A 26,555-nucleotide genomic window follows, 5' to 3' on the forward strand; every position below is an offset into this window, starting at 1 on the left:
TTCCCCCCTTTAAAAATCCAGCAATGACGGGTTATCCTCTTTATCGGCAATCGGTGTTGTTGTATCTTTTTCGTCCGTATCAAAAAAAAGATCAGGCCGAGTTTTGGTGATATCCGGCGTTGATGACGGTCGGGGGGAGGTTTCCTCCTCGTTAAAATCCAGGGTGATGTTTACCGTTGCGGCGGTGGCGGCAATCGCGGGCGGCACTGCACTGATCTCCAGTTCGCGTTTTTTCACCCTGATGGGCGAAATCAGCGAAGCAGCCGGGAGTGCTTTTGTCGTAAAGATGAAGCTGACAAAATCGGGTAGGTTCAAGATCATATTGCTGTCGGTAAAGAAACGCTCGGCCTGCCTGATGGTGCGTTCATCGTCGATAGTCTCTGTCAGCACGGCATCGGTTTTCGCTTTGCGGACCTCATCATCGACTAATATGGTGCCTGACATCCTGGCTACCCATTCCGCGGTGTCCGGGTCCATGACACGGTAAACCAGTTTGAATTTGGCGTTCTCAACCACCGCACCGACAACGGCGTCACCTTTCAAATCTGCCGGACAATCTTTTAAATCGGCAATCGACTGATGGTCCATAATAATATGCACGCCTTTATCGCGTGCCGCGCCTAAACCTTCCAGCGCGGGCCTGGATAAATGGTATTTCAGTTCCGAAAGATAAATAGCAATGGGGCGGGGCACGTCTTTCACTCGCTCACGCCTTTCTGCCAGCTGGTACAGGCGAACCAGCAGCATGCGCTGCGCGGTAATGATTTTGCTGTTGCGCATTGAACCAATCACATAACAGCAACCACCTTCCTCAAATATCGTATTAAGCGAAAATCCGGTGGGGGCATTAATGGCATTGAGTAAGGCCAGCTCTTCAATTTTCCCGAAAAAGGCTTTTATCTTATCTGCAATGCCCTGAACGTAGTCTCCGTTATACACATCCCGAATGGTTGAGGCAGTATTACGGGTGACAAACTGCGCGGCTATCCGGGCCGCTTTCCGGTCATCAATGCGATAAAAGTCCGACTCCTGACCTTTCTCTGCCAGACTGAAACCAGCAACAAAAAGCTCTTCCAGTTCATCGGCGGTGATCTCTTCAATCAGGTTTAACTGGTATGCCTGTTTCCTCAGGTCAATTAAGGCAAAGGGCTTCCCTGCATCTTCACAGGCTTTTCGGTAAAGGTGTGGTGCCCATTCATCATCCTTGGGGTCCATAACAAATACGCCTTCACCGGCCAGAATACTTTGGTAAAGTAATATCCCGGTGGCAACGCCTTTACCGGCGCCGGTGGTGCCGATGATATCCGCGTGTTGTTTTTGCCAGTCTTTTAACGGCAGGTACATCGGCTGAATATCGCGGTCCATGCCAATAAATAACCCTTTGTTCAGGTCGATATAATCCAGCGGGTCATAATGCAATGTTTCCGGCAGCAGGGATTTCACAGTACGGACATCGGTGCGTAATTCCCGTTCAAGCGTGGTTTTCCTGACGAGGCGTTTCTTTATTTTATCTAATTCAGGGGTTAATACCCTGCGCAGCAGAATATGGAAAATAAAACCTGTTACGGTAAAGGTAATCAGCACCGGCCATGCCAGAACGGGAATGCTGGCGATAACACGGCCCCGATAAAGCCACTGGAAAATCCAGATAAGTACCGGCCCCATCGTACCGCAAAGAAAACAGACTATGGAGAAAGCAATAATCAGCTTTTGCCACAACGGGGCTTTTTGCCGTTCATCGCTTTTCATCGACGCGAAAAACGGCATCGTCAGCCCCGATAACAGCGCCAGCATCAGCTGATGCTGTTGCATAAAAGCAATGAAGCTCAGCGCGCCATTCACTATCGGCGACAGTGAAACGGCCAGCTTATTCAAAATCACGATGCCTCCTTCGTCAGCGGTTCTCCCCATGACATCGCCCCATCAATTCGCCCCACGGTGTCGGGCGAAAAGGCGGGGCGAACGTCCGGGGTAAAGAAGGTGGCCGCTATGCGGCCATGTGCAGGAAAGCATGCTTTACTGCTCGAAACGGCCTGCGCCAGTTCATGCGGGCTGGACGCCCTTATGATATGTCGCATGGGGGTAATGTCGCAGCTGGACGCCACGCCAAAACCCCCAACGTCAACGGCGGCACACCGTCGCCCGCTACGCGCGACCACCCCCTTTAAGACGGTCGCTTTCGCCTTTTTCTTCCCTTTGCTCGTTCCTCGCAGCGGGAATAAAAGGGAAGCTGACCTTTAAAGAGGGTGGTCGCGCCACGCTACCGGCTTTTGGCCGGAGACTTAGCCGCGACGGTGTGCGGGGCGATGCCCCCCAAATAAACCGCTGTCGTGGGCGACAGCTTTTCGCTCGCTGGGGCGGCGAAATTTATTCGGCTCCCCCCGGCCGGCAAAATCCGCGTGGGCGCGGCTGTTTGCCGGTGAGGCGCGGTGCCTGAACTATTTTCGCTCCTTAACCCGCGAAAATAATTCTGTCCGCTGCCTCATTTTTACGGCCCGCATTTCTTCACGCCTTAATTCGCGAAAAATGTGCTGGGCCGTAAAAACCGGAAAACCACCACGCCTTAAGCCTGATTCGGCTGAAATATTTTGCCGCTATAGGGGACCTGCGAATAAAATTAATACAGGGATTAATAGTGGCTCTCGCGGATTTCCCTGATGATGTCAGAATAACACTGACGACTTTCTTTAATGCTGGTTTCATCCAGCGTAAACCCTCGCCGGTTGGCTTCCTCTGTCAGCGTTATTCTGTCAGTGGGGTTCAGCGTTTGCAGTAATTGCAATAACAGGCATATAATCCGGTAGTGATAAATTTCATAATAAAGGCCGCATCCACGCATCGCCTCATTTTCAATGTGCTCAATAACACAGGCTGCGCGCATGGAATCCCCGCGCTGATGTGTCCAGGGATGCTGAATAAAACCCGGTTTCGTCATAAAGATAACCTCCGTTAATTAACCACGCATGCGGCCAAATTTACTGATAATCTGGCTGATAATGGTCGGGTCTGCCGAATTACATTCGAGTAAGAACGATTTTCTGGCATCGGCAGTATGCTCCGGCAGAAAACCGTGCTTGTTATTTTTCACGATATTAAAGAATGCACGTTCGGCCGAATGGCATTCATTGCCGCCGCCGTTCCCGGTGGCTTTACCGTACATGCATAACACCACTTCACAGGCGTCAGCGGCCATGACGGAAGTTGAATATGACGCCATAATGCAGAGCAATAATGCGGAGGATATTGCTTTTTTCATTTCGGTCACCTTCATATTTAAACGAGGGTAGCGTATTTGGATATGTTATTTATTGGAGTCCTTTTCTGAATACACCTCTCATGTCTTTGAGATGAAGGGGTTTAAAATAAACATCACTCATGCGGCGTATGTCACCGTGAATATCAATGCTGACGATCACATCAATGCTCTTAAGCACCTTGCGTAACAGCACGTCGAAAGGCATGTTCCGGCAGTCGGGATTTTCATAGCAGCGGTCAATGAGCCCTTCAATACATTCTTCCGGGCTGCCCGCATGCAGGGAGGTCATTAATCCCTCATGCCCGGAACCGACGATTTTCAGTGCATCCCAGGCTTCCCGACCGCGAATTTCAGCCAGTAATATCCGGTCAGGGTTCATACGATAATTGGCGCGTATCAGTCTGCCGGGCGTGACAATGGCATTATCCCCGGCATCCGCCGGATAAAAGAGATGGACATAGTTGGTGTGGTGATAGAACCGGATTTCTGGGTTGTCCTCGATGGTGGTCAGCCTGAGGTGCCGGGGAATAGAGTGCAGCAGCGTTTTCATATAGGTGGTTTTACCGGAGCCCGTTTCACCGACGATAAAAATCGTCTTGCCGTATTCCACCGCTTTTTCCATAAAGCGGGAAATATCCCCACCTTGATAATAGCGGGTCAGTTCAACATCTTTGCCTTCCGTTCGCTCCAGACCGCTGACCCGGTTATAAAATCCCGCATCAATCCATGACTGATGCGTTTTCTGCCCGAATGAGGGCTTGCGCAACGTAATGGATACGGTATTGCGCTCACAGGCCGGGGGAATAATGGCCTGAATGCGCTCGCCTGATTCAAGCGTGGCGGAAAGGATCGGCGAGGTGTCGTCGATATTATCTTCCTGCCAGGACGCCAGCGCTCTGGCAAAGGCGTAACACTGGCGCAGCGTAATCGGGGCTTCATGTCTTCGCCATTTCCCCCGGATTTTGGTATGCAGTTCACCCGGCCGGTTAACGGCAATTTCCGTCAGGCCGTCCTGCGCAATAAAATCACCAAACAGCTGGTTTTTCATAAAATCCAGCGACAGATTTTCAGCGTTCATACCACCTCTTTTTCAGTCGCAGCTGCCAGACGGATGAGAAATCAATATCGGTGCCGGTCATGATGCCGATGACATCACCCTGATTCAGGTACAGGGTGGGCGGGATATTGATGCTGTTGTCCAGCGTCGTTTTCGCCATTTCCGCCGTGGCGGCGCGGGTGTTTTCGGTGTAGTCGGTATTGCGGTCTTTCCCCGGGGCAGCATCCGACGCCGCCGCAGCCACGTCCTGCACGGTACTGAGCATCAGGGCATTACCGAAGCGCTCCCAGAAATGGTTGTCGATCCAACCTGAGATCCCCGCCTCGCCGAGCGGGCCGCTGGCCTGCGTATCAGTTAGCGGGATTTGCAGGCTGCCGGGCTCAGGCGTACGCAGCTCCGTCCACAGCACAAACATCCGGCTGCGTCCGTGCTGCAGTGCCCCGGTGCGGTAGATGCCACGGGCGACCGTTCCCGCCGGGATCAGCGTCACATGGTTGCTGGCGCTGTAAACATCTTCACTGACCAGGCAGGAAATATGCCCCCCAACATCGGACACGAAGCGCCACATCATCGAACACGGGATATAGCGGTCCACCGGGATATAGAGATCAGGATCGAGACCCAGTCGTCTGACGCCGGTGACATGGGCGACGCCCGGATTGTCGTTGTTGCCCGTTTCCGGCGCGGCAGTCTCCGGGCAGCGAAGGCTGCCATCCTTCCCCCTGGTCAGTACTGACGGGCAGGATGTGTACGTCGTGGATGATGACCCACTGTCGGATGTTTCTGCGTGGCTGCGCGTTTCACCCGGGGACGTGCGTGCATTATCGCCCGGCATTGTTCGGGCGTTGTTCACCCCGTCAGCCAGCGCGGCTGCCTTGTTCAGGGCGGTTGGTGCCGGTGGCGGGGTGGGTGCGGAAGTGACGGCATGGCTGGCAGGGTCTGTTCCGTCCTGTATGTGCGGCCCGAACAGGCCAAACGGGTTACTGTCCATGCCCAGATTTTGACGCTCATGCAGCGTTTTCCCGGTGGAGGGCGGCGGCGCGGTGTCGGCTTCTTTCTCATTACCCCCTTTCAATGCCCTGAAAAGACGATCGCCACCGGATGCCAGGGCGATCACCAGCGCCAGACTCAGCAGGCTGACGATTAGCGTGCGGCGACCGGATGCCTTACGAAAACGGGTCACTTCCGGCTGGCCGGGTGGTGTTTTCTGCTCCGATTCCTGATACGCCATTGTCGCACGGGCGCGTTCGCGGGCTTCCGCTTCCCGCTCTGCGGTGGTTTTTTCCGGTTCGTCCGGGACAGATTTATCGGTCATTTCGCCTCCAGCGTAACGGACGCTGAAACAGTGTCGCTGCGGGTTATCGGGATGCGCCCGAATCCGTCGTTTTCGATCCCTACCACCGAAGTGCCGTAACGCAACACCAGTTGTGGCGCTGCCGGCGCCACCATCACGGTGTAATTACCCTGCTTAACTGTCCGGGGCGTGACCGCCTGCTCCCGTCCGTTAACCACCCGAAAAACGGAAGGCAGGGTTCTGATGGGCGAAAATCCGAGCCAGGTGAAGTGGCCATCGTCCCAGGCAAAATCCGGTGCGATGGACGTCGAACCAGCGGCTACCCGTTTGGTGTAGCGCCAGTTGCGTGGGGTGCTGGGCTGTCCCAATGCAGCCGCTATCTGCTGCTTTTCCCATCTTTCACGCTGCTGCATCTGACGCGCGGCGCTGGCGGCGGCGGATTGCTGGCGAACCTCGACTGGATAGTGGTAGCGGATAACGAACGCCTGCGCGGATGAATCGTGGTCCAGCACGTTCAACTCCAGGCTGTAATCACGCTTTGATGTCACCACGAAGAGGTTGGTCTTCCAGTCCTTCGCCGTGGGCAAAAATACCTGGCTGACGTTGTTGCCGCTGGCGTCCGTCACCGGCTGGGTGATGGGGTTCGGGCTGACGCCCACCCGGTTATCACTTTTCGTTACCGTCCAGCCTTTGGGAAAACCGGCTTGCGCATCAATCACAGCTTCATCGTCGTCAAACAGCAGCGTGGTGACGTAGCCAGGGCGGGTATTGACGACAGTGGCGTTCTGGCTGTTATACGATACGTTCTGCATCCGGCTGTCATAGCCGCTGCCGCGCGGGATGGCGGCGCTCCATGTCGCGTATGACGCCAGTAAGCCCGTCAGGAGCAGGATGTTTTTCAGCATCATTCACTCCTCAGTTCTTTATCGCGCTGGTAGCTGGTGACGATAAAGCCCAGTGGGTTCACTTCACGCTGGCTGTCCGTCAGTTGCTGATGCGGGACATAGCGGTAAGTGAGGCGGACATTCCAGAAGTCCGTTTTCACTGAATTATCAGAAATACGGCGGAGAGTGCGCTTAATACGCAGTGTTGCCAGGTTATCCGGTCCGGTGGCAGGCGCATGCACATTAGAAATAATGTCGATATAGACAACATATTCGGCTTTATTAAAAACAACGTCCGGAGCCTGGTCGCCGTTAAACCCGTCCAGATAATCCCGGTTCACGCTGTCGCTGTTAAATAACTGTACGTCGTCATAATCACGCTGGAGGGAGAAATAATTATACCCTTCACGGAGTCGGACATAGTGTGCCGCCAGTGAATGAGCCAGCACTTTTTCAGACGCAATATCCCGCTCTTTAAGGCGTGTCATATACTCATAACGACCGGTTTGTTTATCCACCGACCACAATTCAATGTCAGTGGTTTTCAGCGGCAGCAGAATAATCATGGCCGTAATTGCCAGTGCAGCCAGAATCAGCCCGGCAGCGGCCACCCGCCAGGCGGTTTTGCGGGAACGCTCTTCCTTTTCCAGCAGGATGGATTCAAAAGAGCGCGAGACATTAATGATGTGCTGAATATCAGACATGGTGAGTCAGCTCCTGGATTATGGCGGGGGAATTAACCGGCTGGGGATCGCCGGACACAGGCGGGAGGTCGCCGTGATGCTGCGTGCAGCCGGAAAGCGCGCACAGCATCAGAAGCAAGATGCTGAATTTCATGGAAGCCTCTTATCGGATTAATGCAGGAAAGCCGCACCGCTGGCAGAGGCCACGGCGTGACGGGGGAATGAGATTAGCGGTCGGGAGGATTAACGGTGACGCTGCTGATTCTGGCGTTTCATGCTTTCGATGGCGGTGGCACGTTTCTGCCAGGCGCTCACGGTTTTGCCCACACCTGTGGCAATGAATCTGCCGGTGGTCGCTGCTGCCGCCATGCCACCTTTGGCGGTCAGTCGGCCCCCTGTCTTTATGCCGGGTCCGGCGACGTCGGCAGATTTGCTTGCCAGCCCGCGCAGTCCGCTCATCGCAGCCCCCTGTAACACGGCCTGTACGGCGGCACCGCTCAGCGCAGTGGCTATTTTCGCTGAAAAATACACCACGACGCCTGCCGCAATCCCGGCCAGCAAACATTGCGCCGCCAGGGTCACCATATTGCTTTCAGCAGACATTGCTGTGGCGGCATCCAGTATTTTATTCAGGTAGTTGATGGCGATCCGGACAGACAGGGCAGAGAACATGATCGTTAAGATTGCGGTAAATAGTGTTTTCAGCCAGTTATCAAACATGGGTTTAAGAAAACCGTACAGCAGGCAGAAAATAAACAGTGGGGCGGTGGTGGTCATTAACAGAATGGTGATTTCGGCTAGCAGGTTGACAAAGGTTGCCGCCAGTAACAGAACGATTGCACCGGCCCAGACCAGCACCTCGGCAAAACCGCCATTCACTTTAACGTAGGTTGAAGTGTCCAAATTGAACAGCGTTTGCCCCAGCGCTTGTGCCTTTTCCCACACCGTATCGAGCAGCGCCCAGACATTATCATCGCCACTGATACCGTCCTTAAGCCCTTCAATGGCCGCAATGACGGCATTCAGCCAGCCATCGCGGTTTAAAACAAAGGTGGTGATCAGCAACATGCGCCCCACATCCCAGACAACGTCTTCGACCGGTGTCTGGAGTTTGCCGCCAAGCGTCTGATACCCGCGATACGTAATAAACAGGGTGAAGGAACTGACGATAATCACACTGATAAGGGTGCCGTAGGTAGAAGACTGACCTTCTAACACGGCATTGAGCCCATCCATGATGTTTTTGTCCATACCAACAAAAATACCACCGGACATGGTGCCTCTCATTAGTCAGGAACAGACAGGGGATAAAAACAGGGAGGGATCCCTGTTTTTGTTGGTGGGAATATTACTGAGTGACAGATTTTCTTTTTTGGGCTTCCTGCTGAAACAGCGTCTCGAATTTTTCCCTGATGCCGGGTTTGCCGGCCTGGGCAAACATAAGTGCTGCCCGGTGCGCAAACTCTCAGTTGTCGCTTGCCTCGCCATCCCTGAGGCATTGCGTATAGACCTTATAGGTTTCATCGGGATGTTCTTTATACCAGGCTTCTGATTTCGTCTCTTTACAACCTGATAAAACGAGAATGCCTGACATGACGCACAAGGTTAATACGGGGTTTAACATGTTAACCTCCCTATAGAGAGTTCAGATCGGCAACGGGCGCAGTTAATTGCTGTTGCTCAAAGGCCTTCTGTTTTTGCTGTTCCAGCAGCGTTGCCCGCTGTTCAGTCTGTTTGACTGACATCTCCCACTGGCTGGTCAGCGCATTTAATTGTACGCTTTTGGCCGCGATGGCGTTAGCCAGGTCCTGTGACTCTTTCGAATCCTGCGCATTAGCAATACGGTCTGATAAATCTGATATATCGCCGAGCGTGCCCGTGATCTTGTTTTCAACCTCGGACGTATTTTCTATTGCTACAGCCTGATTCAGGATCATCTGTTTGCAACTGTCCAGATAGCGTTGTGAAGTGCTGGACGGGTTACAGGTATCGAAGGTTTTATATTTGTTATACAAGCTATTAAGTTCAGAAGAATATGACCCGCTTTGGTTGCTCAGCAGGTCATCCAGTGAAATACCGTTTTGACGAAGATTATCAATATCGGTTTTCAGACTTTTGGCCTCGCGGAGAAATGCCTGAACGTCCCGCACGCCCGTCGCGGTGGCTAATTGCTGCTTGTAGGCATCAAGTTCACTTCTGTAATGGGTAACGGTTTCCTGCCACTGCTGGAGTTTCTGGATCCACTGATTCATGGATTCGGTATTCTGTACGGCGTCGAATACCGGTATTCCGGCGCTCATCGCCCGGGTGGAAATTAACAGTGATAACGCCAGTATGATATCTCTGAACCGCATGTTCATTACCTCCGTCATGAATATTACAGAGCTTGTTCAAGGAAGGCGGCTTTCCAGTCATCAGGCTGCATTCCTTCCTGATACAGGGTGTCGAACAGTTTCAGGTTGTCTTCGCTGCCGCTCAGCATTTTGGTAAGTTTCCCGAGGCCCGATAAATCCATTTTCGCCATCGCCACAAAAGGCCGGGTTTCACCCGCGCGTAACGGCGTTTTCAGAACCACCATGTAGCGCTCACCCGGATCGAGGTTTCTGACGATGTCGTACACGCTTTCCGGCACTTTCATCTTTTCCACGTAATCCGCCCGGCTGGCCTTCGGGTTGGCGAGAAAAATCTGCGTGCTGCACTGCTCAATAATCGCCGGAGCAATAGGGTGCTTGACAACTTCGTCAGGCGACTGGGTGGCGGGGACGAAGATACCGTTCAGCTTGCGGATCACCTTCAGCATATTGAGCGAGAATCGGGAAAATTCGATATCGGCCAGCCATTTCCAGAACTCGTCCATGAACATCACCAGCCGGCGACCATCCAGCAGGCTGGTGACGCGGTAAAGCAGATAAAACGTGATGGGGCCGCGAATATCGTCATCATCGAGAAACTCCGTACCGTCGATACCAAAATTTTCGACATCGCTGATGTTGAAGGTGTCCTCCTCATTGTCAAATACCCAGCCGAACTCGCCGCCCTGCGCCCACTGTTTAAGGCGAATGCGTAGCCCGTTGAGGCGGGCGTCGGGGGTTGGCGGTTCCGGCAGGACTTCCAGCAGCCGGGTGATACCGAACTTGCGGTATTCGGGCGGGTAGTCGAGCATGATGGTATCCACGGCGGCACTGATGCGCTCCTCATCGCGCGGATCGAGCGGCTTGCCGTTGCGGCCGCACAGCATGCGCACCAGTCGTTTGATAAAGCTGATATTCCGCCGGGTTGGAGCAAGCGAAAACGGGTTAAACCCGGTAGGCGTGCCGGTACGGATACGGAAGTAGCGTCCGCCCATCTGGCGTATCGCCATCTCCGCCGCCCGGTCCTTGTCGAAATAGACCGTTGTGAACCGCTGGATTGTGGCTGAGGCGGAGAACGTCGCCGGATTGCGGTAATTCTGCATCAGTTGCTGCATCATGGTCATCAGCATCGTTTTCCCGGAGCCGGTTTTACCGATAATCGCCGTATTACCCGGCGTTTTTTCGTTGAAGTCATTCCGTCCGCTCTGGCTGTCGTGCAGGTTAAGGTAATACCCGCCACCGCCAGGGGATTTCAGTATCCCGATGGCGTCGCCCCAGGGATTGCCGCTCCGCTTGTGGGAATGAAAGTTGTGCAGGCTCGCCAGGTCGGCAAAGTTCTGGCTGCTGACGGCCACCAGACGGGGGCGTAGCGTATATACCCCCGGCAGTTGCGCCAGGTACGCGGCGGGCAGCGACAGCGTGGACAGCGTTGTCATGATGCCGAGGTCGGCGAAAGGCTGCGCCAGCGCGTTGGTGTCCTTCACCACCTGCTCGGCGCTGTCTGAGGATACCAGCAGGGAGAAGTGGTATTTCCCGCAGGACACATGCCCGGACTGGAGCAGGTCACGCAGGACAATCAGCTCTTCGCGCTGTGAAATGGCGTCGTCGTCCGCCGAATTCAGGCGCTTTTCCGCCAGACGAATATGCTTCTGCGCCTCATCGCGGGCCATGCAGGTGAAGGACTGCGTCAGCACGTACTCGCTTTCGGCATACATCAGCGCGTCCAGCAGGCCGGTCGCGGTTTCAGGCGAATAATCTTTGATTTCCAGACTGCGGAAAAAACGGGAGCCGCCGACCGTCTGGCACTCGGCGGTGTCGGTGGTAAAAAAGACATCCGGCGTGCTTAGCGTTTCATAAAACGGCGCACGCGTGACCGCCACCTTTTGCCACTTGCCGGTGAGCAGGCGGTGATAAAAGGACAGCTGGGCGGAATAAACCCGCCCGTTGCCTTCATACATCCCCAGTGGCGTCGCCGTATAGCGGGACAAGGCAGACGCCAGCGCCTCCCGGTGTTCCAGCATCACGTTCAGGGCATCATCCAGCGCCGCTTTGCGTTTACCGGACGGCTGCGCCTTCATGGCCTTTTTCTCAAGCGGAGAGAAGGGCGCATAGCAGACGGTGAAAAACAGCCGGTGCCGCCAGAACGGCTTTTCGTTGATTGGCTGGTAATAAAGCCGGGTCACTTCATCAGAAAAGGGAATACCTGAATTCGTGTCAAAGGCATCGTGGTACTTTTCCCGGATACGGTGAATATAGAAAGTGATAGGCAGGCCTTCATATGCACGAATCACGTTATTGAGATGCGTCGCCATTAACGTCAGGTGATGTTCGTCCTCGCATTCAAAAACGGTGCCCTCCAGCTCCCAGCTGGCAACCAAATCCCCCTGGCGGTTTCTGATGACGTGCGGGTGAATATGGGAGGAATACGGAATGTATTTATCCAGCGTAACGCGCTCGTTTAACTTCATTTTTTCAATAAACTCCGAGACGTCGACGGCGTCATAGCGGTTTGCCAGCAAGGCATTGGCACCAAAATGTTTATTGGTGCCAAACCGGCCACGGGTTTTAAAGGCCAGCCAGAGCAACCCGAAATAGTGAATATCGGTTCTGGCCTTTGCCTTCATCTCCAGCCAGGCGGGAATAAGCAGTAATACCAGGTAATAGCTGACATAAACCGCCAGCAGGACGATGGCCCCGCTGACCATCACGAACGGCACGAGGGGAATGCCTGCTATGGCGGCAGGCCGCGTCAGCGCTTTGTTCAGCGTAGCCATCGTTACCTCCCTTATGACGCCCAGTAGGCACCGAAACCTGACGCACCGACGATAAGGATGGCGCCAATGATGACGTTGCGCATGTCATGCAGGCTCTTGCCGTCAAACAAGACTTTGTATCCCACCCACATGGTGGCCAGCGTGATGGTGACGGCGGCCAGCCCGAGCAGGCCTGTGGAAGTGTTGCTCAGCGTCTCATTGGCTTTATTAAATCCGCTGTCTGCTGCCAGCACCGGGCTTGTCATTAACAAGGAAGAGAGGACGGGCCAGTCAGTCTGTTTTCGTTTCATCATTGTTTCTCCTGGGGGGCAGGGATGGGTAACGCGCCGCGTATCACAGCATTGGGGTAGCGCAGGGATGTCAGAACTGGCGTGGCGTTATCGGTAAGCTCGCCACGCAAGACGGCGGCGGGGTAATGGATTTCCGGCACGAGCTTTTCGGCGGGAGGTCGCCGCCGGTCTTGCCGCGTTGACGGTACGGCGTAGCCGATGCGCTGGATGTAGCTGGTGTGGTTAAACGCAGATTCCGGCTGTTGGCCGGTCGTGAAATTTCCCGAGTAGTAGCAACTGAGCGCACGCTTGAGGGAACCGCCGCGGCGGTAGCAGTCGGTGAGGATGTGCTCAAAGACGGACAGGTTGGTACAGGGGTCAAGAAGGTCACGGGCGCTCACGCCGTAATGACGGAAATTGGTGCTGGTGATTTGCATCAGCCCGACCGAATAGCGTCGCCCCTGTGCCGTCAGTTGTCTAGTGATGCTGACGGCCTCATCTTTGCTTGCGGGGAAATGTGAAGTCACGCCTTTGCCATCGGGCAGAATTTCAGCGATGGCATACGGATTCAAACCGGATTCGACCCGCGCCACATCAAGCGCCGTGGATGGGTGAACGCTGGGGGCGCACTGCATGGCCGCCGCCAGAAATACGGTGGTGGAAAGCATGGTGGCCTCTTAACAGTCAGCCCGGCGGGTGTATACCAAGCCCCTGCCGGAGAAAGGTCAAAAGCGGATTAAGCAGAGACGGTATCCTGCGAAATGCCGCTATCTTCTCTGGGTTCAAGCAGCACCAGCTTGCCGGAGACAGCAATACCGGGTGTCAGCATGATATTCAGGCCAGACTTACCGTTATGAGCGAACGCCACGCCAACCCTGGTCCAATACGTGTTTATTTCGCCCTGTGCATCGGGTTGACTTTCTTGGGTGACAAATACGTGATAAATGGGTTTTCGCATGAGTCCTCCTCTACTAAAAACAACGATGAGTTAAATCAATGTCACATCCCAATTCTGCATTCCGGTTTTAACGGGTCAGCGAGAACATTCAGCGGCACCCTGAATTGTGGTTTCGTGACAGCCCGAACCTTATTTTTAAAGAGCAATGCCTGATTCAGGCGAATTAACGTCAATACGGGTGACTATTATGTAATGACGCTTTCAGGATCAGATATCCGGTGCGGTATATAAACGATAAATTCAAAGTTAAAATGAGAGAGATAAATTAGCGGTGGAAGGGGGACTCTGTGAGATAAAAGGAAGTGAAATAGTTAATAAGGACGACTGTGTATTTATAGTTAATGATAGAGACATGCAGGGGAAGTATTCCTGCATGTCTCTGTGACCATTATTAACGTCTTCGACGTTCAAGTTTTTCCTGACATTCCGTGCAGGTGGTTATGCCCGGCAGTGCCAGCCGTCGCTTTTCAGGAATGGGCTTACCGCATACACGACAATGGAATAATGATGGCGTAGGCCCTGGCTTAAAACGACTCTGTTCAATCATCTCCTCCAGTCGTTGCTCATTAAATTCCTGATCGCGGTCGATCTCATCCGGCATGTGCGGCCCTCCGGTCTGACGCCTCCCGCTCGCAAAGTGCGATACGCTTCCAGACGATGGTCAGTGACAATCCTTCGACTTTCGCCAGCAGGGTTTGCGTTACCTGCATCATGGCGTCCAGCGCATCGGTTGATTCCAGACTGGCCACCCGGCATTGTTGCCATTGCAGCCAGATGGCCGCATCCGTATCTTCGTCCGGCTCTGGCGTCCGGCCATAAGGCACACGGACGCCCAGTAACCGGCGGCGAAGGCAAACTTCGTTGGAGGTGAGGCCAAAATACTTGTTGAGAAGTGCAATTGAACCACCCAGCCGGATGGCGTCGTTGATACGCTGTTGCTGCAGAACCTCCTCATGGGATTTTGCCAGAAGCAGGCGTAACGCGTCATGATGAACCGTCACAGCCAAAAACTGCGCAGACTCACGACTGATGATAAACAGCTCGTCTAGCGACAACTGGTTGAGGGCATTCATTTCGTCGAAAGTGAATCCTAGCGATTCACAGTAACGAATGTTGCCATCCTTTAATGCATGCAGGGCATCGGTTAATACGGCGTAATTAAGTGACGGGATAATCATGGTGTTTTCTCCCTTCAGCCTATTGAGCGGCGGACTAATTTGATATTGATCCATTCGTCAATTTCCGATTCGAGCCAGGCGATACTGGCCGGACCAATCTTGATTGAGCGGGGGAAGGTGCCGTCTTTCATATACAGATAGATTTGAGAGCGCTTCAGGCCAGTTTTTTCTTCAACCTGTTTCAGACGTAATAACTGATGAGATGTCACGGTATTCTCCTGTGGCAGATATAGCGCTAGCCGGGAGAACACACGACAACACAATATAGTGGTGTGGAGATAGCTGATGAGCCCGTATTACGGAAAATACAATCCTTAATACGGGTTTTCATAGAGAAGGGCATCATCTCACTTTTGTGTTGGTAGGGAAAGGGGCGAGCCGCGCTCAAGCGCAGTCTTCAGTGTGTCGCCACTGAATCGATCGGTAATGCCTTCCTCAGATGCCCATTGTTCAAAAATGGACAATAGTTTATACGGTTGCATGATTAACGGACTGATAGTTTCATTATTTTTGCAGGCAAGCCAGAAGAGGCGTGATAGAGGGGTGGATATCCGAGTTGGAGACGGTTGAAGTATTTCTTTTTCGATCGGTTTGTTGATCAACTTATCAAGTTCACTTTTTCTGAGGACAAAGCAGGCATCGCTCGGTAATTCATGCATAGGAAAATAATATTTATGCGAATCTTTCTTTGTAGCGTTTAGTATTATATCTTCGTAATCATCTGATGAAATATCTTTAGGTAGCCTTTTTACGTGTCGTTCGATTCTTTCATGCCATGTCATCTTTTCGAAAAGTTGAAACGTTTCCCCCAATAAACAAACGGTAATGCCATAATTATACGACTTTGCTCCTGTTACAGGTGATGGTATCTTTAATGAATGTGCAAGTAAACGCTGTATAAGGACATATTCATAGCCGAGCAATGTTGTGTCAATGACTCTTTGTAGAGGGTGGATATATCTCCCTTCAGTACTGAAAGTTAAATTGTTTTCGCTGACAAAGGAACTTTCGGCAAGCATGAATGATTTCATCGTTGACGAACCTTTTATTGGTCTTAGCTTTAATTTATGATTTCGTGATTTAATTTTCCTCAATGTTATTGGGGATTGAAAATATATTGAAAACCGAATTTTCCCTTGCAGAGCAAATCGATAAAAATCACTTTTTCTTATTTTACATCCATTCAATCCATTGAGAAGTCTTACCGCCTCCCTGATAGTTATCCAGTCTGGAATTCCATCTCTAATGTTTAGGCAAGTTGGATTGTCTGACATAATACATCTCCTTTCACACAATGATATTGCTGATGAATTTCGCTGTGTTTTTGAAAGATGTTTAAAATTCTGATTGATATGAAATAGATCAGAATGATATGGGCCGATTTTATAAAATAAAAAATAACCTGTGTTTGGTTGTGACATTTTTCAAAGAGGTAAAATAAAATGGCTCAGTGATTTGGTGTTCACTGAGCCATTTTAAATGCTATGTGTACTATCATGAGTAATCGGAGGTGGTGCGTCTTTTATTCGAATTTATTTGTAATAACATCCACAAAATACCAACGATTACAACTCCGCCTCCAACCCAAGTAGGGCTTGTAAGACCAGTAACATCCAGTGCTACACCCCCCAATAGCGACCCTAATGCAATTCCTCCGTTAAAACCGGCAATATTCAGTCCTGCTGCCACAGCTGGAGCTTCAGGCGCATGTATGTGAGATAGCCCTATCACTCTTGCTTGCATTGAGGGGACCGCTGCGTATGTCAATGCTCCAAGTAACCCAATAAACAGTGCCATTAACATTAAGGATGAGACAGAGAACCACATAGCAAAGAGGACGATCGCCAGACCAATAAGAATTGTCATCACGGCACGGTCTGCACCTTGCTTGTCAGTCAGGCGACCACCCCAGACATTCCCGATAGCGGCCATCACGCCGTAGACCAACATAAGCAAACTACTCGTACGCTCGTCTACATGCGTTACCTGAAGTAGAATCGGGGAAATATACGTATACAGGGCAAAAGATCCTGCATAGGCCAAAACTGTAATTCCTGCTCCCGCAAGCAGTAGTGGGTTGAACATGGCTTTTAAACCGTCCATGGCATTTGCTTGCAAGGAGGGATCATTTTGATCCGTGGGCATCAGCATTGCCAATCCAATGAAACCGATCGCTCCACTTGCCGTTACTGCCATGAATATAGACTGCCAACTCAACAGACTACCGATGTAGGTACCAAGTGGTACGCCTAATGCCAACGCAATTGTAAGACCGCCAAAAACGACCGAAACAGCGGCGCCAGCACGATGTCGCCCAGCCAGTTGGGTTGCCACACTTGAAGCAACAGCAAGAAACACTCCGTGCCCTAAACCGGAAGCAAATCGTGCAATCAACATAGGCGTTAGGGACTCAGACGCACTGACGATACCATTGCCAACTGTAAACAGGCCCATAGCAACAAGTAATAATCTTTTACGAGGCCATCGTGTTGCCAACGCAGTTAATCCCGGAGCACCAATTACGGCACCGAGAGCGTAGGCTGTCACCGCTGTACCTACATGACTGACACTGACGTTTAGATCAACTGATATCCTGGAAACTAAGCCGATCGTGACAAATTCAGTGAATCCCAAAGCAAAAGCGCAGAGTGCAAAGACATATATAACAAAAGGCATGCGTTCTTTCATAACTCAGGCTCTTCTATTTTCAATAGAAGCCAACAAAGGCAGCATTGCCTCAGCGACTCCTTTTGCGGAAGCGGGATTTTGTCCGGTTACTAATCTCTCGCTGACAATCACCTGTGGCTGAAAATTTGCGGCTGCAAGATGCTCAGCACCTCTTTGCTTCAGCGTGTCTTCAAGTAAGAATGGAACAATGTCGTACAACCCTACAGCACGTTCTTCATCGTTGGTAAAAGCTGACACCTTTTTTCCCGCAACCAGATATTCATTATCGGAAAGCCGAATATTCACCAATCCGGCGGGGCCATGACAAACCGCAGCGACAACGCCACCCTTTTCATAAATTCGTGATGAAACACCCGCCAACTCTATATTGTCAGGGAGATCCCACATCGTCGCATGCCCTCCTGCATAGAAGACGGCGTCATAGACGTCAGGATTAATCTGCGAGGGTTTTAATGTGGTTTTAGTCGCCTCGCGTAAGGAATCATTATTCCAAAAGGAGGCGTTAACCGGATCGCTGAGGTCTAAACCGTCAACATGTGTCTTGCCCCCCTTGGGACTAACAAAATCAATTTCATATCCTTCTTTTGTGAGTACATCGTAGGGGTGAGACACCTCAGAAAGATAGAAACCACTGGGTGCGGCATCTTTACTCTCGGCTTGACCTTTACGGTCATGGCTGGTCAATACAAACAGGATACGTTTAGGCATTTTAACTTCCTCTATATGGGGGGACTTAAAGCAAAATTCTTCTGACTGCATGCGACATAACAGACTTGTCATATTGAGTCTTATTGTGGAACAATCTATTTATCCTTTAAATAGACCTAAACGGACAAACACTTACCCCAAAATGAACAAAATAAACTTGAAAAATGACGACCTCGAAGTGTTTTTACACGTCGTCGACAGAAACAATTTCTCTGCCGCAGCACGAGACCTACAGATACTCCCCAAGATGGTGAGCAAGCAGATAGCCAGGCTGGAAACTGCACTTGGCACTACACTTTTTGAAAGAAACACCCGTAATCTACGTATTACAGACGAGGGTAGAGCTATAGCTGAGAGGGCTCGCGTAGCGTTAGCCGTTCTGGATGAGATGAAGGAACTTTCCCGAGGGGATAGTGAGGAGTTAAGCGGAAATATTCGTTTGACTGCGCCCGCACCGTTTGGCCGAAAATATGTTGCTCCTGCGATCGCTGCATTCTGCCAGGTACATCCGAGGGTGGGCTTTGATTTAAGGTTATCTGACCAAATCCAGGATCTTTACAGTGGTGATTTCGATCTGGCTATTCGTATGGGGGATCTGGCTGATTCTCGCCTTCTGGCCAGAAAAATAGCAAATAATAGACGTATTCTCATCGCATCGTCCGAATATCTCAAGAATCATCCACCTATTGAGCGACCAGAAGATCTTTTAAATCACAACTGCTTAGTATTCGCTTACCCGGGTTTTTTACACAATTCATGGACGTTACGTAAAGCCGGTCATGAAAGAAGCATCAGCGTTACTGGCAACCTTATCAGTGACAACGGAGATGTATTGCATGCCTGGAGTTTGGCGGGGCTTGGCATATCTCTTCGAGAAACTTGGGATATTCATGATGAATTGAGGGCTGGGAAACTTTGCCGAGTTCTGCCTGATTGGGAAGCAAACACATCTCAGATCAGTGTTGTCCGGGCGCGGCGAGATCCTATACCCCGTAGGCTAAGTGTATTTATCGATTTCATGACTGAAAAATGGAAACGGGCACCATGGGATGATGATTAATGTTCCGAAAGGTAGTCCGAACCGGTCTAACAGAAGCTAACCGCTTCGCTGACCAACGGAATTTGTGATAACTCGATTTGAGTTGGGGTTGTCAACGTTAATAGATAAAAATACAATGATTGTTTAGCCAATTTAAAGGTTTAACGACTATCACTTCCCAGAGTATGTAGTAGAAGATAACAAGCCAATCCGAATCTCATGGCATGCTTGAAACCTTAATGCTAACCAGATATAACGCACATCAAAAAAATGTATATCAATGGGTTATATTGATATGTTCTATCCTTACCCTATAAAATCCTGTAATTGTTAAAATAAGTTAATATGTGTAGAAGCATTAACGAAACATGTTTATAACATAAAACTGTGCAGGCTTTCGATTTTATGTCGTAATCGGAGAGCTTCAGGCTCTTAAGGATGCGCAGTATGAGCTATCTGGTCCAGTTACGAAGTTTTGTTGAAGTATACAAAGCTGGTTCGATTTCAAAAGCGGCAATGCGGTTGGGCATAAGCCAGCCTGCAATGTCTGCCCACATTCATTCACTTGAGGCTTTTACCGGGTGCGTTCTCTTTACTCGTCGTTCACATGGTGTGGTGGCTACAGTGGATGGGGAGGAATTGGCTAGATTGGTGGCTTCAGATTTAGAAACGATTGAACTGAAGTTGTCGATGCTTAGATCACGTCCAAGAAAGTCCTCGGGGACAGTATCTTTCATCGGGCCAGCAGAATTAATGTGGTCAAAATTACCGTACTTGGTGAAAATATTATTCAATGAAGGTATTAAATTTAAAATTTTGACAGGAAATAGGAAGCGCATATACAGCTGTCTTCTGGACGGAAGTTGTCAACTAGGTTTCACAACTTCTATACCGGATAAACAGAAATTTGGATATGCTGAAATTGGAATGGAAAAGTTAATAGTTGTGGTAGCGTCACTCATAGCAGACAATTTCAAAGAAAACGAGGACGTAATTGATACGCTGTCGAAGCTTCCTCTAATAGCTTACGATGAACAGTTACCTTTGATAAGGGAGGTTTTCCAGGATTCATCGCGATTTTTTGCACTGCTTCGTCCGTCTATTACTGTACCGGATTTGCGGATTTTAGAAAGAATGATCCGAGAAAATATTGGTTGGACTGTGATGCCTGAGTATTTATGCGCCCAAAGCATAGCAGGAGGTCAGATCGTTGAAGTCAATGTCCATGAGAGACTCCCCATAAATTCAATCTATTTGGTATGGATTGATAGCTCATTACGTAACCCACTCGTTTCACGAATCAGAGACAGAATTCTCGAACTATCAAAAAATAGCGGATTTATGGTTTGAGACACATAATACAGGCAGCCTTATCGGCTGCCATGTCATTATTTTATCCGTGGCGATCGCTTGGCAAAGTCATCTGCAATGTCATTCAATTTTAGGAATTTCACCCCTGGATGACCAAGCATATGAGTCAAGAGGCGTTCGAGCATCATTAATACGTGCGGGCGTCCAGATACGTCCGGGTGAATCGTGAAAGTAAAGATCGCATATTCATGCTCACGGTAGACCCAATCGAATTGCTCCCTCCACAACTGCTCGATGTCCCTGGGATTCATGAAACCTTGGCTGTTGGGTTTTGTTTTCATGAACATGAAAGGAGGAATATCGTCGATTGTCCAACTGGCGGGTAATTCAATAAGGTCCGTCTCTTCTCCGCGTACCAGCGGTTTCATCCATTCGGTCGGTGTCTTGGAATAATCTATCTTGGTCCAGGAATCACCTTTCCTGACATAATAAGGCTGATGATCATGATGCATTAGTGAATGGTCATATTTGATGCCATTTTCTAATAGAAGATCTGTGGTTACAGGAGAAAATTCCCACCATGGAGCGACATATCCAGTAGGTCTCTTCCCTGTTAATTTTGTGACCATATCAATGCCTTTTAGAAGGACTTCTCTTTCTTGGTCAGGCGACATAGATATTGGGTTTTCATGACTGTAATTATGAACCCCTACCTCATGTCCAGCACTGACAACTGCTTCCATTTGCCGAGGAAAGGTTTCAATGGAATGACCAGGCATAAACCAGGTGGTGGGGATATTAAACTGGTCAAATAGATTCAGAAGACGTGGAGTTCCTACTTCGCCAGCGAACATACCGCGAGATATATCGCTTGGAGAATCTTCTCCCCCATAAGAAGATAGCCAGCCTGCAACGGCATCTACACCCACTCCAAAACCACATAGTATTTCTTTCGCCATGAGTTATTACTCCTCATACAGAAAAAATTTAAATAATATTGCGTTAAGAGGGTTTCTTGACTAATTTCAAGAGAGCCTCGGTATCTAATTCATTAATTCCTTTTTGAAGGGCCATTAATTTATGCTCAGGGATGTTGTATCCCCAATTAGCCCAAAATGATTGAATGCCATGATCTACTGCATCAATAACATTTTGGATATTGTCATCAATAAATAGAATGTCCTCGTTTTTATCGAAGGCTATTGATTTTAGCAAGGTAAGAGTTTTGTTTTTGTCGGTCATCCTCCCATATATTTTATTCGCGGGTATGTTTAAACCATATTTACTTAGAATGAATGATATAGACTCTTCATCCTTTCCTGATACAATATAGATATCATTAGATGTTTCAAATAAATTTGGAACATCTAATAGCGGACGGTGTAGTTCAGCCCAAAAACTAGGGTAGATACTTCTTGCCAGCTTCCTATACTGGATGAACTTATCCCTGAATACTTTCTTTTCTTCAGTTGGAATTGATTCATATATAGCAGTGAATCTGTCATTATCTATATCTTCATTACCAAATTCAGTGAATGAGGCAATAAAGTGACCGTCATGGCGTACAAAATTCCTTAATTTCCTGAACCGTTTAGTCATCAGGCGTGGGATGTTTTGAAGTACATTTTGGTTAAAATCACTGAGAGGTCTGTCATGTAATACATTCCATGTAATTAGCATGCATTCGTCTACTCCATCAACCACGACCCCGTCGAAATCCATAGCTATTAACATCGAATTATACCACCAGTGGTTCTTTAAGAGTTTCGCCGCGCTTCCATCTATCTATTGCATCGAATGTCTGACGCATAAATTTTCCACATTCGGCATAATAGGAGCAAGTTATGATATTCTCGTCGACAACTACATCTGCTTCAATTACATTAGCGCCGGAATTAACCATATCGTCTTTCAGACCAACATAAGCGCAGGCAAGTTTGTCTCTTAGAATACCGGCAGAAATCATAATCCAGGGACCATGGCACAGCCCAGCCACAACTTTCCCCTGTGTTACCATCTGCTTTAGAAAATCTTTAACTCTTTGATCTTGGCGAACTCTATCAGGCGCTTCATGACCGCCAGTGAGAATAACAGCATCAAAATCAGTGGCGTTGAGTTGATCGAAATTAATATTGTCTTTGGATCTTTTATCCATAGGAACAGTGATGCCATATTTCCCTGTCACTGCACTTCCATCCTTTGTTGCAATAGATATATCGTATCCTTCCTCTTTAGAACGATAGTAAGTATAAACTACATCGTGATCCTGAAAACCCGGACCAGTGATTATCACTACTCGTGTCGGATTAGACATGTTATTTTCCTTCTTATTGCGTTACGGGACATTAATTAAAAATACATTCTGACCACAATACATTTCTGAGATGGCATCTTTAGCTCGTAGGATATGAATCTTTCCCATCAGATGGCTCTTTACATCTAATGAAATAAAAATAAAATCATCCTCGTCATTCAACATGTTTCTATCGAGATTTTTTACGGAAAAGTATGCTAATTTGTGTATATCATGTTCTCTGATCATTGTGCCAGCAGCTATCTGTTGCAAAGGAGGTAAAAGATCATGTTCCTGTGATTTCTTTTCATATGCCATATTTTTCCGGCCATAATTATCTTTAAGTCTGAGTAAGTCGAATTTGTTTCTTGGATTTTCAACTTCAATTAATTCGATGCCTGATTTTCCCGAAATAGTCTGATGGAATACACCTTTTGCAATATATATACTGTCGCCAGATTTTAATGCCTGATGTGTACCATCAAGAAATCTGGTCTCGCCATCACCATGAAGGCATATAAGTACGGTGTCTTTCAATATATGACAATGCATTGAAGTGGATTGATTTTTTGATATATGAAGGCGCCATACGTCAAAAATAGAATCACAATAAACTCTATACTCATATCCCCATGGTTTTTCTATGAATCCATTGAGATGTAAGTCTTTCTCAAATGACTCACCATTATTTGAAGTTGAAAGTAAGATTTTGTTTATTTCAAGCAAGTCATATACATTTGGAGTCCGGGTGTGGATTTCCATATGGTCGCTCCCCCGCTAATCGAATTGCTGAATGTTGATTTTACTTCGCTCAATCGTTCTATGATTTCAGTCTATATCGATTGTTTAGTACGAGAGAAATAACTTTTATGATGATTACCTATATTGTTTCTTTTGATCAGTACTTTTTGCTCAATAATTAATGAAAACTTTGCTTCTATACTTGGGTACTGTTGAAGATGCTAGATTCTATGCCGTCAGGAGGTCATAGCTCCCAAGCGATTAAGATGCTTAGCAAGATGCCGAACTCGGACGTCAGCACGATACAGCCCATGACATATGTACCTGATGTTTACCAGAGGCCGCTTTATGCGAACCGGTAAGGACAGGTTGCAGGCCACTTCAATAAACCAACCTGTCTCCATCGGTAGCATGCGTGCCTGACCCGGAGATGTTGTGGTGGCCGATGCCAGCGGAGTGGTGATTGAAGTGGCCAACAAAAATTGGCCACGGCTTTAGAGTTTTTCCAGAACAATTGTTCTGATTCATTCTGCGTCATACCACCATTATATCGATGAGGTCTGAGCTGGTTTTGCTAAAGTTTGCATACCCATATACCTGCACACAATCTCCCTATTCTCTTATCCTAAGCGATAGAATGATGTTGCGAATAAAAAGGGGATCTTTCAAGTTCGGCATGAAGATGCTCATAAACGGTTTAACAATTTCTCCGAGTTGAAGCCAGAAAAATGCCGTACCAGTACAGACTGATACGGCTATTTCTGTGGTTTATTTTGTCATAAGGTTTATCCCATTGTGTAACTGATTTCCTTCCCACAAATATAAGGTGGGGCATACGCTTTCCGGCACATATCCAGATAATCCGACCACCATTGCATCATCGCTTTACGGGCATCGAGATATTCTGCTTTGTGGATGTAAGCCGCTCGAACGCTGTTACGCTCCTGGTGACTCATCTGCCGTTCAACCGCATCCTGTGCCCATAGGCCAGACTCCATCAGGGCACTACAGGCCATTGCCCGAAACCCGTGACCGCAGATTTCATCTTTTGTGTCATAGCCCATCAGGCGTAGCGCCTTGTTGACCGTGTTTTCACACATCGGTTTATAAGGATTGTGATCGCCGGGGAATACCAACACCTGATGCCCGGATATTTCCCGTATCTGTTTCAGAATAGCAATGGACTGACTGGAGAGTGGAACGATATGTGGAGTGCGCATTTTTGCACCACGCCCGGAGTAGCGGACACCGGGGATGGCCTCGCGAGTGGCAGGAATGGTCCAGATTCTATTTTTGAAATCGATCTCAGACCAACGGGCGAAACGAAGTTCGCTGGAACGGATGAACAGGTGCAGGGTGAGTGATACTGCCAGGCGGGTTAATTCTCGTCCTTGCTTGTAGTCCTTAATACTGGTTAACAGCTCTGGTAGTTGTTCCAGGGGAAGGGCAGGGTAGTGGCGTTTAACTGGAGGGGCGATTATACCGTCCAGATTGGCAGCCGGATTATGCTCTATCAACTCCTGATGCACGGCATGACGCATGATGTTGCACATATGCTGCCGAGTGCGTGCCGCCACTTCCAGCAGACCTTTTTGCTCAATTCCTTTCAGCAGGTCGATGAAATGTCGGGTTTTCAGTTCTGTGACTGGCAGGTGTCCAATTATCGGGAAGATATGATTGTTCATGCTGGCAAGCAGACGGGCGGCATGGTTCTCTGACCATGATTTGTTGCTTTTATGCCAGCTCAGCGCGATAGCCTTGAAGGTCTCTCCCGGTGATACCGTGGCTTTTTCAGCGGATCGCTGTTGTGCTGGGTTTATATTCTGCGCCAGCAATTTACGGATACCGTCACGCTGTTGACGAGCATCAGCCAGAGAGACATCAGGATAGGCACCCAAGCCGAGACGGGATTCTTTTCTATTGATACGATATTTGAGATACCAGAGACGTGAACCGCCTGGATTAACTAAAAGGTACAGGCCGTGAGAATCGGAAACTTTGAAGGGTTTAGCGGATGGTTTTAAGCTGCGGATTTTTGTGTCGTTAAGAGACATTTGGGGGTCACTCCGTCATCGAACCAACTTGACCCCAAATCTGACCACCAAATTCTCCCGATGCGGAGGGAAAACTAAAAATGCATCGGGAATATTTTTCGCGCTAACTTATTGAATCTAAATCACATAAGGATTCGCAAAGAGGCATGAAAACAAGAATTTGGCTCCTCTGACTGGACTCGAACCAGTGACATACGGATTAACAGTCCGCCGTTCTACCGACTGAACTACAGAGGAATCGTTTGAACGGGGCGAATACTAACGGGGGTAGCCCGGCTTGTCAAAGGCCTTTCTTCATAATTCGGTTTGAGTGCTGAAGAAATCGGCAAATCATCCACTTCCGCCCTGATTATTGAGAAAATCGGACAAACTTCTTACAGCCGGGCTCAGTAAGAGGCTTATCCCTGAATGCGTTTAGCCCAGGACGAAATCTCGTCGCCACTGCCAATATCGGCCTGCACCAATCCGTTAACCATAAAGGTTGGCGAAACGTGAATGCCGTTTTGACGTGAGTATTTACTGTGCCATTTAATCACATTCTGCAACTCCGGACGCGCAAAGGCTTCACGGGCGTTGATGCCGCTGTAGCTCTCGAGGCGATTCAGAATGTCGTTCGGCGTGGCGTCCATGTTCGGTCCCGCGCAGTGATCGGTAAACTCAAACTCTTCACGATGGTCGGCCACGGCCTTTAACACCGCTTTAGCCGCTTCCTTACCTTCCGGCAGGGTGGATGCCGCCAGAATGTAGCGAACGATCACCCCGGAATACAGGTGCCACGGCTGGGACTGCAAATGAATTTTCAGCGTAACCTTGTCCTCGCCGACCTCCGCCAGCAGGGCATCGAACTTGTTGAAGGCACGTACCGAAAACGGGCAGGTGGGTTCCAGAAACACCTCGAAGACGTTCTTGCCGTGTCCCCAGACCAGCGGATCGGCTTGCAGTGGCTTGTCGTTACTCATAGTCATATCCTCAATTCATCCGGTAAATTTTGAAATATTAACCTCGCCATCTTGGCAA

The 26,555-nt window shown here is 49.3% G+C and carries 27 protein-coding genes, 1 tRNA gene and 1 pseudogene; 2 read left to right on the forward strand and 27 right to left on the reverse strand.

Translation table 11 applies throughout. The annotated features are described in order from the left end of the window. Nucleotides 1-9: 9 nt before the first annotated feature. The 20 genes and pseudogenes from O1V65_RS03725 to O1V65_RS03820 all read right to left on the reverse strand — a co-directional run bounded on the left by O1V65_RS03725 (nucleotide 10) and on the right by O1V65_RS03820 (nucleotide 18,100). Complete coding sequence (locus O1V65_RS03725; protein WP_269130508.1) at nucleotides 10-1,881, reverse strand: type IV secretory system conjugative DNA transfer family protein; 1,872 nt, start codon at nucleotides 1,879-1,881, stop codon at nucleotides 10-12. Nucleotides 1,882-2,629: 748 nt separating this feature from the next. Then, the gene (locus O1V65_RS03730; protein ID WP_208951907.1) at nucleotides 2,630-2,935 is read right to left on the reverse strand and encodes a hypothetical protein; all 306 of its coding nucleotides are present in this window, start codon (nucleotides 2,933-2,935) and stop codon (nucleotides 2,630-2,632) included. An 18-nt stretch (nucleotides 2,936-2,953) separates the two neighbouring features. After that, entirely contained in the window at nucleotides 2,954-3,256 is a 303-nt protein-coding gene (locus tag O1V65_RS03735; protein ID WP_208951908.1) for a TrbM/KikA/MpfK family conjugal transfer protein, read from the reverse strand. A 49-nt stretch (nucleotides 3,257-3,305) separates the two neighbouring features. Further along, a complete protein-coding gene (virB11, locus tag O1V65_RS03740; protein WP_269130190.1) occupies nucleotides 3,306-4,334 on the reverse strand; it encodes a P-type DNA transfer ATPase VirB11 in 1,029 nt (342 codons plus the stop codon). Beyond that, nucleotides 4,324-5,628: a VirB10/TraB/TrbI family type IV secretion system protein gene (gene virB10, locus O1V65_RS03745; RefSeq protein WP_269130191.1), complete on the reverse strand. Its 1,305-nt coding sequence runs from the start codon at nucleotides 5,626-5,628 to the stop codon at nucleotides 4,324-4,326. Before virB10 ends, virB11 begins: the two co-directional genes overlap by 11 nt. Next, entirely contained in the window at nucleotides 5,625-6,512 is an 888-nt protein-coding gene (gene virB9 / locus O1V65_RS03750) for a P-type conjugative transfer protein VirB9 (protein WP_269130509.1), read from the reverse strand. The genes virB10 and virB9 overlap by 4 nt, the downstream gene beginning before the upstream one ends. Further along, a complete protein-coding gene (locus O1V65_RS03755; protein WP_269130192.1) occupies nucleotides 6,512-7,195 on the reverse strand; it encodes a VirB8 family type IV secretion system protein in 684 nt (227 codons plus the stop codon). The genes virB9 and O1V65_RS03755 overlap by 1 nt, the downstream gene beginning before the upstream one ends. A 222-nt stretch (nucleotides 7,196-7,417) precedes the next feature. Next, nucleotides 7,418-8,449 (reverse strand): TrbL/VirB6 family protein, encoded by a 1,032-nt coding sequence (locus tag O1V65_RS03760; RefSeq protein WP_208951985.1) that lies wholly within the window; start codon nucleotides 8,447-8,449, stop codon nucleotides 7,418-7,420. A 73-nt stretch (nucleotides 8,450-8,522) separates the two neighbouring features. Beyond that, nucleotides 8,523-8,798 (reverse strand): annotated as a pseudogene (locus O1V65_RS03765) (EexN family lipoprotein). 10 nt (nucleotides 8,799-8,808) lie between these two features. Next, nucleotides 8,809-9,528, reverse strand: a complete 720-nt coding sequence (locus O1V65_RS03770; RefSeq protein ID WP_269130193.1) for a TrbJ/VirB5 family protein — start codon at nucleotides 9,526-9,528, stop codon at nucleotides 8,809-8,811. A gap of 23 nt (nucleotides 9,529-9,551) precedes the next feature. Continuing rightward, nucleotides 9,552-12,299: a VirB4 family type IV secretion/conjugal transfer ATPase gene (locus tag O1V65_RS03775; RefSeq protein WP_269130194.1), complete on the reverse strand. Its 2,748-nt coding sequence runs from the start codon at nucleotides 12,297-12,299 to the stop codon at nucleotides 9,552-9,554. 11 nt (nucleotides 12,300-12,310) lie between these two features. Then, entirely contained in the window at nucleotides 12,311-12,589 is a 279-nt protein-coding gene (locus tag O1V65_RS03780; RefSeq protein WP_181548102.1) for a TrbC/VirB2 family protein, read from the reverse strand. Then, complete coding sequence (locus O1V65_RS03785) at nucleotides 12,589-13,236, reverse strand: lytic transglycosylase domain-containing protein (RefSeq protein WP_269130195.1); 648 nt, start codon at nucleotides 13,234-13,236, stop codon at nucleotides 12,589-12,591. The genes O1V65_RS03780 and O1V65_RS03785 overlap by 1 nt, the downstream gene beginning before the upstream one ends. A 68-nt stretch (nucleotides 13,237-13,304) precedes the next feature. Next, nucleotides 13,305-13,526 carry a hypothetical protein gene (locus O1V65_RS03790; protein WP_208951825.1) on the reverse strand — a complete coding sequence of 74 codons (222 nt, stop codon included), beginning with the start codon at nucleotides 13,524-13,526 and terminating at the stop codon, nucleotides 13,305-13,307. Between the two features lie 391 nt (nucleotides 13,527-13,917). Beyond that, on the reverse strand, nucleotides 13,918-14,127 hold the full coding sequence (locus O1V65_RS03795; protein ID WP_015689816.1) for a TraR/DksA family transcriptional regulator: 210 nt from the start codon (nucleotides 14,125-14,127) through the stop codon (nucleotides 13,918-13,920). Beyond that, a complete protein-coding gene (locus O1V65_RS03800; protein ID WP_015689817.1) occupies nucleotides 14,117-14,704 on the reverse strand; it encodes a DUF2857 domain-containing protein in 588 nt (195 codons plus the stop codon). Before O1V65_RS03800 ends, O1V65_RS03795 begins: the two co-directional genes overlap by 11 nt. 14 nt (nucleotides 14,705-14,718) lie before the next feature. Further along, entirely contained in the window at nucleotides 14,719-14,913 is a 195-nt protein-coding gene (locus O1V65_RS03805; RefSeq protein ID WP_208951826.1) for an AlpA family transcriptional regulator, read from the reverse strand. Between the two features lie 138 nt (nucleotides 14,914-15,051). Beyond that, nucleotides 15,052-15,978, reverse strand: a complete 927-nt coding sequence (locus tag O1V65_RS03810; protein WP_208951827.1) for a hypothetical protein — start codon at nucleotides 15,976-15,978, stop codon at nucleotides 15,052-15,054. 220 nt (nucleotides 15,979-16,198) lie between these two features. Then, entirely contained in the window at nucleotides 16,199-17,392 is a 1,194-nt protein-coding gene (locus O1V65_RS03815) for an MFS transporter (RefSeq protein WP_208951828.1), read from the reverse strand. Between the two features lie 3 nt (nucleotides 17,393-17,395). Continuing rightward, the gene (locus O1V65_RS03820; RefSeq protein WP_049132090.1) at nucleotides 17,396-18,100 is read right to left on the reverse strand and encodes a type 1 glutamine amidotransferase domain-containing protein; all 705 of its coding nucleotides are present in this window, start codon (nucleotides 18,098-18,100) and stop codon (nucleotides 17,396-17,398) included. A 142-nt stretch (nucleotides 18,101-18,242) separates the two neighbouring features. Here O1V65_RS03820 and O1V65_RS03825 point away from each other — a divergent pair, with 142 nt between their 5' ends. Together O1V65_RS03825 and O1V65_RS03830 are read left to right on the forward strand one after the other, a co-directional pair. Then, complete coding sequence (locus O1V65_RS03825; RefSeq protein ID WP_337251916.1) at nucleotides 18,243-19,160, forward strand: LysR family transcriptional regulator; 918 nt, start codon at nucleotides 18,243-18,245, stop codon at nucleotides 19,158-19,160. A 426-nt stretch (nucleotides 19,161-19,586) separates the two neighbouring features. Then, nucleotides 19,587-20,489: a LysR family transcriptional regulator gene (locus O1V65_RS03830; protein ID WP_269130197.1), complete on the forward strand. Its 903-nt coding sequence runs from the start codon at nucleotides 19,587-19,589 to the stop codon at nucleotides 20,487-20,489. A gap of 38 nt (nucleotides 20,490-20,527) precedes the next feature. On the opposite strand, the gene O1V65_RS03835 is transcribed toward O1V65_RS03830, so the two are convergent. From O1V65_RS03835 to O1V65_RS03865, 7 genes are all read right to left on the reverse strand, one after another. Further along, nucleotides 20,528-21,409 carry a polysaccharide deacetylase family protein gene (locus tag O1V65_RS03835; RefSeq protein WP_208951830.1) on the reverse strand — a complete coding sequence of 294 codons (882 nt, stop codon included), beginning with the start codon at nucleotides 21,407-21,409 and terminating at the stop codon, nucleotides 20,528-20,530. Between the two features lie 43 nt (nucleotides 21,410-21,452). Continuing rightward, nucleotides 21,453-22,184, reverse strand: a complete 732-nt coding sequence (locus O1V65_RS03840; RefSeq protein WP_208951831.1) for an HAD family hydrolase — start codon at nucleotides 22,182-22,184, stop codon at nucleotides 21,453-21,455. 4 nt (nucleotides 22,185-22,188) lie between these two features. Further along, nucleotides 22,189-22,764, reverse strand: coding sequence for a DJ-1/PfpI family protein (locus tag O1V65_RS03845; RefSeq protein ID WP_208951832.1), 576 nt, complete (start codon nucleotides 22,762-22,764; stop codon nucleotides 22,189-22,191). 21 nt (nucleotides 22,765-22,785) lie between these two features. After that, nucleotides 22,786-23,505 carry a cupin domain-containing protein gene (locus O1V65_RS03850; RefSeq protein WP_208951833.1) on the reverse strand — a complete coding sequence of 240 codons (720 nt, stop codon included), beginning with the start codon at nucleotides 23,503-23,505 and terminating at the stop codon, nucleotides 22,786-22,788. Between the two features lie 764 nt (nucleotides 23,506-24,269). Then, a complete protein-coding gene (locus tag O1V65_RS03855; RefSeq protein ID WP_269130198.1) occupies nucleotides 24,270-25,538 on the reverse strand; it encodes a tyrosine-type recombinase/integrase in 1,269 nt (422 codons plus the stop codon). Nucleotides 25,539-25,699: 161 nt separating this feature from the next. Next, nucleotides 25,700-25,775: transfer RNA gene (locus O1V65_RS03860), tRNA-Asn, on the reverse strand. Nucleotides 25,776-25,936: 161 nt separating this feature from the next. Next, nucleotides 25,937-26,497 carry a DsbA family protein gene (locus O1V65_RS03865; protein ID WP_017490114.1) on the reverse strand — a complete coding sequence of 187 codons (561 nt, stop codon included), beginning with the start codon at nucleotides 26,495-26,497 and terminating at the stop codon, nucleotides 25,937-25,939. Nucleotides 26,498-26,555 lie beyond the last annotated feature (58 nt).

The organism is Rouxiella badensis (assembly GCF_026967515.2).
Taxonomy (GTDB): Bacteria; Pseudomonadota; Gammaproteobacteria; order Enterobacterales; family Enterobacteriaceae; genus Rouxiella; species Rouxiella badensis.

What these genes read in the sequence shown, in the direction of transcription:
- O1V65_RS03820 (WP_049132090.1), bottom strand. Translation starts at nt 18,100, where the DNA reads ATGCCTAAACGTATCCTGTTTGTATTGACCAGCCATGACCGTAAAGGT.
- O1V65_RS03785 (WP_269130195.1), bottom strand. Translation starts at nt 13,236, where the DNA reads ATGCTTTCCACCACCGTATTTCTGGCGGCGGCCATGCAGTGCGCCCCC.
- O1V65_RS03735 (WP_208951908.1), bottom strand. Translation starts at nt 3,256, where the DNA reads ATGAAAAAAGCAATATCCTCCGCATTATTGCTCTGCATTATGGCGTCA.
- virB10 (WP_269130191.1), bottom strand. Translation starts at nt 5,628, where the DNA reads ATGACCGATAAATCTGTCCCGGACGAACCGGAAAAAACCACCGCAGAG.
- O1V65_RS03775 (WP_269130194.1), bottom strand. Translation starts at nt 12,299, where the DNA reads ATGGCTACGCTGAACAAAGCGCTGACGCGGCCTGCCGCCATAGCAGGC.
- O1V65_RS03760 (WP_208951985.1), bottom strand. Translation starts at nt 8,449, where the DNA reads ATGTCCGGTGGTATTTTTGTTGGTATGGACAAAAACATCATGGATGGG.
- O1V65_RS03845 (WP_208951832.1), bottom strand. Translation starts at nt 22,764, where the DNA reads ATGTCTAATCCGACACGAGTAGTGATAATCACTGGTCCGGGTTTTCAG.
- O1V65_RS03800 (WP_015689817.1), bottom strand. Translation starts at nt 14,704, where the DNA reads ATGATTATCCCGTCACTTAATTACGCCGTATTAACCGATGCCCTGCAT.
- virB9 (WP_269130509.1), bottom strand. Translation starts at nt 6,512, where the DNA reads ATGCTGAAAAACATCCTGCTCCTGACGGGCTTACTGGCGTCATACGCG.
- O1V65_RS03855 (WP_269130198.1), bottom strand. Translation starts at nt 25,538, where the DNA reads ATGTCTCTTAACGACACAAAAATCCGCAGCTTAAAACCATCCGCTAAA.
- O1V65_RS03865 (WP_017490114.1), bottom strand. Translation starts at nt 26,497, where the DNA reads ATGAGTAACGACAAGCCACTGCAAGCCGATCCGCTGGTCTGGGGACAC.
- O1V65_RS03815 (WP_208951828.1), bottom strand. Translation starts at nt 17,392, where the DNA reads ATGAAAGAACGCATGCCTTTTGTTATATATGTCTTTGCACTCTGCGCT.
- O1V65_RS03840 (WP_208951831.1), bottom strand. Translation starts at nt 22,184, where the DNA reads ATGTTAATAGCTATGGATTTCGACGGGGTCGTGGTTGATGGAGTAGAC.
- virB11 (WP_269130190.1), bottom strand. Translation starts at nt 4,334, where the DNA reads ATGAACGCTGAAAATCTGTCGCTGGATTTTATGAAAAACCAGCTGTTT.
- O1V65_RS03825 (WP_337251916.1), top strand. Translation starts at nt 18,243, where the DNA reads ATGAACAAAATAAACTTGAAAAATGACGACCTCGAAGTGTTTTTACAC.
- O1V65_RS03810 (WP_208951827.1), bottom strand. Translation starts at nt 15,978, where the DNA reads ATGTCAGACAATCCAACTTGCCTAAACATTAGAGATGGAATTCCAGAC.
- O1V65_RS03795 (WP_015689816.1), bottom strand. Translation starts at nt 14,127, where the DNA reads ATGCCGGATGAGATCGACCGCGATCAGGAATTTAATGAGCAACGACTG.
- O1V65_RS03850 (WP_208951833.1), bottom strand. Translation starts at nt 23,505, where the DNA reads ATGGAAATCCACACCCGGACTCCAAATGTATATGACTTGCTTGAAATA.
- O1V65_RS03790 (WP_208951825.1), bottom strand. Translation starts at nt 13,526, where the DNA reads ATGCGAAAACCCATTTATCACGTATTTGTCACCCAAGAAAGTCAACCC.
- O1V65_RS03755 (WP_269130192.1), bottom strand. Translation starts at nt 7,195, where the DNA reads ATGTCTGATATTCAGCACATCATTAATGTCTCGCGCTCTTTTGAATCC.
- O1V65_RS03835 (WP_208951830.1), bottom strand. Translation starts at nt 21,409, where the DNA reads ATGGCGAAAGAAATACTATGTGGTTTTGGAGTGGGTGTAGATGCCGTT.
- O1V65_RS03770 (WP_269130193.1), bottom strand. Translation starts at nt 9,528, where the DNA reads ATGCGGTTCAGAGATATCATACTGGCGTTATCACTGTTAATTTCCACC.
- O1V65_RS03730 (WP_208951907.1), bottom strand. Translation starts at nt 2,935, where the DNA reads ATGACGAAACCGGGTTTTATTCAGCATCCCTGGACACATCAGCGCGGG.
- O1V65_RS03780 (WP_181548102.1), bottom strand. Translation starts at nt 12,589, where the DNA reads ATGAAACGAAAACAGACTGACTGGCCCGTCCTCTCTTCCTTGTTAATG.
- O1V65_RS03830 (WP_269130197.1), top strand. Translation starts at nt 19,587, where the DNA reads ATGAGCTATCTGGTCCAGTTACGAAGTTTTGTTGAAGTATACAAAGCT.